Source organism: Nostoc sp. FACHB-133 (assembly GCF_014698055.1).
Taxonomy (GTDB): domain Bacteria; phylum Cyanobacteriota; class Cyanobacteriia; order Cyanobacteriales; family Nostocaceae; genus Nostoc.
On sequence record NZ_JACJSH010000138.1, the window covers coordinates 1 to 5,393 of the forward strand.

The following is a 5,393-nucleotide window of genomic DNA, read 5'->3' on the forward strand; positions in this document are numbered from 1 at the left end:
TTAATTTATTTTATTTATCACTTTATTGATTTTTACAATTATCTATGTCATTTTGAAATCTCTCTTAGATTTTATTAGTAAATAAGGTGCGTTTCCCCTACCATCGATGCTATCTCAAGAGCCATGCTGGAATATCTGAAGAGGGGCGATGTTCCACCCGAAAGAACAGTTTATATGGCTATTGATGACATTAAGAGCTTACCACTTGAGCGATTGCAGAAAGTTCCTAATATACTGGTGGCCTTTGGTAACGATAAAAGCGCTGATGCAGCAGCACAGCGTGTATTAGAACTAATGCCACAGTCCCAAATCAAAAAATATAATGCACATGATTGGAATCAGCAGCTTATTGATTATGGGCGGCAGTTAAGGCAACAGCATCAGCATCAGCAACGCCAGCAGGATGATGAATTGAGTCTTTAAAAGCTGTTCCCATAATGTTGATGTAGTTTTTTAGTAGCCATTTTTGATGCCTTTTTTTTTCAAATCCTTTTTGACTCAAAAAACTTGAGTTAGATAAGCTCTGGAGTCGCTTCATCCACTCCCCTTCAAAACCGTCTGTAAAAAGTTTGCTCCCTCTGCAAATCCTACTGGATAAAGGTTTCAGGGAAGATGGGAGCAAATTATATGCTATGCCTGCATATCTCCATACAACTGTGCAGCCGTCACCCATAGCGGAGAAGTAGAGAAACCGGAGTCAACGAAGAGATATCGCCAATTTTTATCCTCATTACTCCAAGCAACGCCGATAATCACGCTTACCGATAGGCTTTTTGGGTTATAGATTTCTTTCCCGATCTCCAACGGTGGGGCAGGCAAGGGGATATTAAATCTTTGAGAAATTGACTGACACAACGCATTAATTTCCATAGGAATTTTGAAAATTTAATCCATCACCATTAATGCTGTAGCTCCAAAGCTGGCAACTAACCGCGATAACAGTTTCACACAAAATAGCCATCCAGATTTTTGTATAAGTGGCATTTGGCAAGGATAAAAGGGGAGAAGTTGCTGTACGGGCACTCATGGAACTACTGCCACAGTCATTCAGGATCAAATGCACAGCAATTGATTGGAATCAGCAGCTTCTCGATTATGGGCAGCAGTTACGGCAACAGCAACCGCAAAAGGAAGATGATTTGAGCCTTTAAAGCTGTTTTATGGTGCTGATGTAGTTTTTAAAACTACTGTGTCAGTTTTGTTAGATGGCATGAGTCTTTCATCTTTGATTATGGTGTGCTCGCCAATACACAAAAACCACCTTCTATCTCCACTAGACGCGCTTGAGTAAAGCCAGCACTCGTGAATGTCTGAGTCAATCCAGTTCGCCCTTGCCCGGAATAAGGAGTAAAACCCAATGCTATTGTGCCACCCGCCTTCATCACTCGTCGCACTGACCGCAGCCCAACTAAGGCATCTGGCCAGACTTGCATAGAGTTAACAGCCAACACTTTATTGAATGTGTTGTCTTCAAACGGTAAACTTTCTACCGACCCAAGCCGTAAATCAACCCTGCCTGCCTCAATCTCTTCCTTGTTCCTCGTTGTAGCTTGCTCGACCATTTCTTTTGAATAATCGATGCCTGCGATATATCCGGCTGATGCTAAAGAAGACAGACGCTGAATACCCACTCCAGAGCCAAATCCAACTTCCAGCACTTGGTCGTTCGGCTGAATTTCCAGCAAGTCGATGACCGAATAAGTTAATGCTTGGTTCATGGATGCCATGATCATGCCACCCAACCTGCCTAGTAAACCCTTCGGGCGACCAAACATCTGCATGAATATACTGTCTACAATTCTCATCATTTGTTCATCGCCTACATACCCCAATGCTTTTATGCTATCTGGTTTGAGTTCACCGCTTACTGTACAAGTCACCACAAACATGAAGCAGCCCAACGTTTCACTTTAGCGACTGTAAGTAACCTCAAACTCTTTCTTGTAACCGCTAATTTTTACTAACTCCAACTCCTTGGGGCCTGTTGGGCGATACAGAGTTACTGTCTCTTCCATTTAGTCACTTAGTCACTTTTGTAGTATTAGTGTAAATTTTCAGTATTATTTTTTTCAGATGCCTACTCCTGAAATCTCAATTTTGGCTCAAAAAAACTTTCAGCCAAAGATGGCGTACTGTGCGTCAAAATTCCAAATTTTTCAGACCACAAATTCAACACAGAAGTGACATAGAACTGCCAAAAGGCACTGCTTCCCTCTGGCTCAAATTCCACAGATTTACCATTAATCAGCCGTCAAACTGCCACAGAATTACCATAAAAATGGCAGTTTTACACTATGCTGTTTTATTACTGAAATTCTTCACTACGTAGGACTGAGGAGCGATAGGAAAGATGAGGTGTGCCTTAATCTGAGCCAGAAATTACTTTGTTTGCAAGCCGGAGCATTTATGTTTGCGAGCCGCAACACTTAGGTGGGTGCTAAAACTGGTTAACAACTAAGTAAAAACTAAAAATAGTTTCTAAGGGTAAGTCCGGGTCTAGTTAATCTTTAAACTTAGTTAGATAATTGGTGAGGATCATAATTCCCATAGTTATAGAAATTATGTAAATATTAGAAGCAGCATAACTTAATGGGTAGTTAATCCCTACAATTAGACCAAACGAGATAGCTAATAAACCTCCAACTAGGATAAGAGGATATAAATTATTATTGAATGAATAATCGAATTGTTTAATCTTTTCTACACCCACAATTCTTCCTTGAATGGATATTTTATCAAAGTCTTCAAAAAGTAATTGAATTGTTAAACTATCCTTTTTATTTAATAGTAGTGGTTCAATAACAACATAGCCGCCTTTAGAGTCTGTATTTAAATCTAATTTTACTTTTATGTCTTCTGGTTTTGTTTCTATTACAGCATAAGAAAGAATATGTTTATTGTCACCACCTCTTATTTCAATATATTGCTTAAAATCGTCAGGTACTATAGCTATATTCCCATTGTTTTTTAAAATAATACTTACTACATATAAACTTTTAATTAGTTTTTGATTATATTTAATTTCTAGTTGTTGATTAAAAGGACTAGGTATAGATAAAATATTAGATTTTGAAATTACTGAATAAACTAAAGATTTTCTATTCCACTGTTTATATGCAAAGAAAAGAGCTACTAACGCTATAACAACGCCAATAAACTGCCAAGAAGAATCTCTTATAACAACTAAAATTGATTCAAATATAGACATAATTTTAGAAGTAGATATAATTTTAACTAAAAAATTTATAAAAACACCCTATCAGAAAATGTGGGCTTTTGATTATATTAATCGATAACTCTTAAAACTATACTAGTCTTATAACCACCATCAAAATTGAGGATTGTGGGGTTTTGGTATTTAGATTTCTGTATTATCAATAATTATCCAGGCTTGTTCAAATCGTTGTAGGCTGTGGATCACAGGGTCTACAGTCAGACAATGAAAATCAATCGGCATGGACGCGCCAAAGTTCTTACTCAACAAGAGATACAGCTAATCTTCAGTCACGGGCTGGACAATAACCGTGATCGCGCTTTGTTCGGTGTCTGCCTGTTTAGTGCCTGTAGAATCCGTGAATGCTGTACGCTACAAACTCAAAATATCTACACACCCAAGGGCAACGTTAGACCCCGGCTGGTTATCAGAAAATCAAACACCAAGGGCAAACTTGCAACCCGGTCAATCTCAGTGATTGAAGATTTACGGCGGTTATTAAGCGAATACTATCCCCAGGCAGGAGATGTTTATTTGTTCCCCGGTCGCAGTGATGGACACATCAGCGAAGACTCAGCCGCTAGGATTTTGAGAGAAGCTTGCAAACAAGCTGAGATAATTGGCGTGAGTACTCACAGCTTTAGAAGGACGGGGCTAACCCAGATGAGTAACGCTGACATCCCACTGAGAGTTATTCAGGAAATCTCAGGGCATCGGAATTTAGAGCAGTTACAGAGATACTTGGAAGTGACTGACGAGCAGGTGTTGGGAGCGGCGGCGAGTTTGGCTATGTTGTCACCAGTGATTAGGGAAAGAGTGGAGCTAGATTCTAATTAAAAGCTAGAAGTTGATGCGAATAGTTCTCGTTAGGGGAAAGAGATTAGAGGTAGTTGAGAATTAAATCTTCGATCTGCCCTAAACTGGTGCAAGTAAAATTTTAGTTAATAGAGAGTACTTGTGGACAATAAAACTAAATCTATTAATTGGCGCGTACTAATATTGGGAACTTTTTTGGGTTGTTTATTTACTGCTGGGACATTTGTAATTTTTCCAGTCATCACAAATAAAACTGATACTTTCAAGTGGGCAGATTGGACTGGATTTGGTAAAGACACAACGGAAGAAGAAAGTACTGAAATAGCCTCTGATAAAAAAACTATAATAAAATTTACTAATACAATAAAACACCAGTCGGCAAAAACGCTTTGGGATGTGTTAGGTCTGACTGGTACACTTGCGATTCCAGTTTTAATAGTTCTTTTAAGTTATCAATTTCAACGTAGAGACAAAAAACGGGCTGACAACCAAGCTCAGGTTGAAAAATATATAGCAAATGAAAATTTACGTGATGAAACGCTGCAAGCTTATATTGACCGTATGTCAGAGCTATTAATTGATAAAAAATTAACAGAGTCTAACAGCAATAGTCCTGTACGGAATGTGGCAAGAATAAGGACATTAACAGTACTACGAAGATTGAGAAGTGATGGCGATCGGAAAGCCATAGTATTACTATTCTTATATGATGCTGGGCTTTTGCAAAGCGAAAAATCAGTACCTTTTATTAACTTGAGAGATGCCGACCTTAGACGAGCCGACCTTAGACGAGCCAACCTTACAAAAGCCAACCTTATAGGAGCCGACTTTACAGGAGCCGACCTTACAGAAGCCTACCTTGGAAATGCCATCCTTACAGGAGCCAAGCTTGGAAAAGCTGACCTTATAGGAGCCGACCTTAGAGAAGCCGACCTTATAGGAACCGACCTTACAAAAGCCGACCTTACAAAAGCCGATCTTAGAGGAGCCGACCTTATAGGAACCGACCTTACAGGAGCCGACCTTACAGGAGCCAACCTGAAGAAGGCTGCATATACAAACGAGGATACGAAGGAAGAAGTTTACAGTCAACTTTACTTAGAATCACCATTTCCCACAAAATTTCCCCAAAAATTTGACCCCAAAACTGCAAATATGTTGTTGATAAACAATAGCAATGATTTGATGCGAAAAAGGATTTTATTCGGAAAATGATTTGATTCAAAATAGTTATTACTAAACACAGATCATTGACAGTTAACTGTAGCGAACTGCAAACATAAACGCTTCAAACCGCAAACAAGGCGATTTTGAAACCACATTAACTGCAAATAAGGGGGGTCTCAAAACCACATTATTTGCA

The 5,393-nt window shown here is 39.0% G+C and carries 7 protein-coding genes; 4 read left to right on the forward strand and 3 right to left on the reverse strand.

Annotated features, from left to right (window positions below; translation table 11 throughout):
* The first annotated feature begins 174 nt into the window (after positions 1-174).
* Complete coding sequence (locus H6G86_RS37600; RefSeq protein WP_190938643.1) at positions 175-423, forward strand: hypothetical protein; 249 nt, start codon at positions 175-177, stop codon at positions 421-423.
* Between the two features lie 207 nt (positions 424-630).
* On the opposite strand, the gene H6G86_RS37605 is transcribed toward H6G86_RS37600, so the two are convergent.
* Positions 631-855 carry a hypothetical protein gene (locus H6G86_RS37605; protein ID WP_190938644.1) on the reverse strand — a complete coding sequence of 75 codons (225 nt, stop codon included), beginning with the start codon at positions 853-855 and terminating at the stop codon, positions 631-633.
* 122 nt (positions 856-977) lie between these two features.
* Between H6G86_RS37605 and H6G86_RS37610 the strand changes: the two genes are divergently transcribed.
* Positions 978-1,151: a hypothetical protein gene (locus H6G86_RS37610; RefSeq protein WP_190938645.1), complete on the forward strand. Its 174-nt coding sequence runs from the start codon at positions 978-980 to the stop codon at positions 1,149-1,151.
* A 78-nt stretch (positions 1,152-1,229) separates the two neighbouring features.
* Here the strand turns inward: H6G86_RS37610 and H6G86_RS37615 are convergent, their stop codons facing one another.
* Together H6G86_RS37615 and H6G86_RS37620 are read right to left on the reverse strand one after the other, a co-directional pair.
* Complete coding sequence (locus H6G86_RS37615) at positions 1,230-1,880, reverse strand: class I SAM-dependent methyltransferase (protein WP_313931630.1); 651 nt, start codon at positions 1,878-1,880, stop codon at positions 1,230-1,232.
* Between the two features lie 620 nt (positions 1,881-2,500).
* Complete coding sequence (locus H6G86_RS37620) at positions 2,501-3,208, reverse strand: hypothetical protein (protein WP_190938646.1); 708 nt, start codon at positions 3,206-3,208, stop codon at positions 2,501-2,503.
* A gap of 231 nt (positions 3,209-3,439) precedes the next feature.
* Here H6G86_RS37620 and H6G86_RS37625 point away from each other — a divergent pair, with 231 nt between their 5' ends.
* Positions 3,440-4,051, forward strand: a complete 612-nt coding sequence (locus H6G86_RS37625; RefSeq protein WP_190938647.1) for a tyrosine-type recombinase/integrase — start codon at positions 3,440-3,442, stop codon at positions 4,049-4,051.
* A gap of 120 nt (positions 4,052-4,171) precedes the next feature.
* Positions 4,172-5,245, forward strand: a complete 1,074-nt coding sequence (locus H6G86_RS39945) for a pentapeptide repeat-containing protein (protein WP_199338584.1) — start codon at positions 4,172-4,174, stop codon at positions 5,243-5,245.
* Positions 5,246-5,393 lie beyond the last annotated feature (148 nt).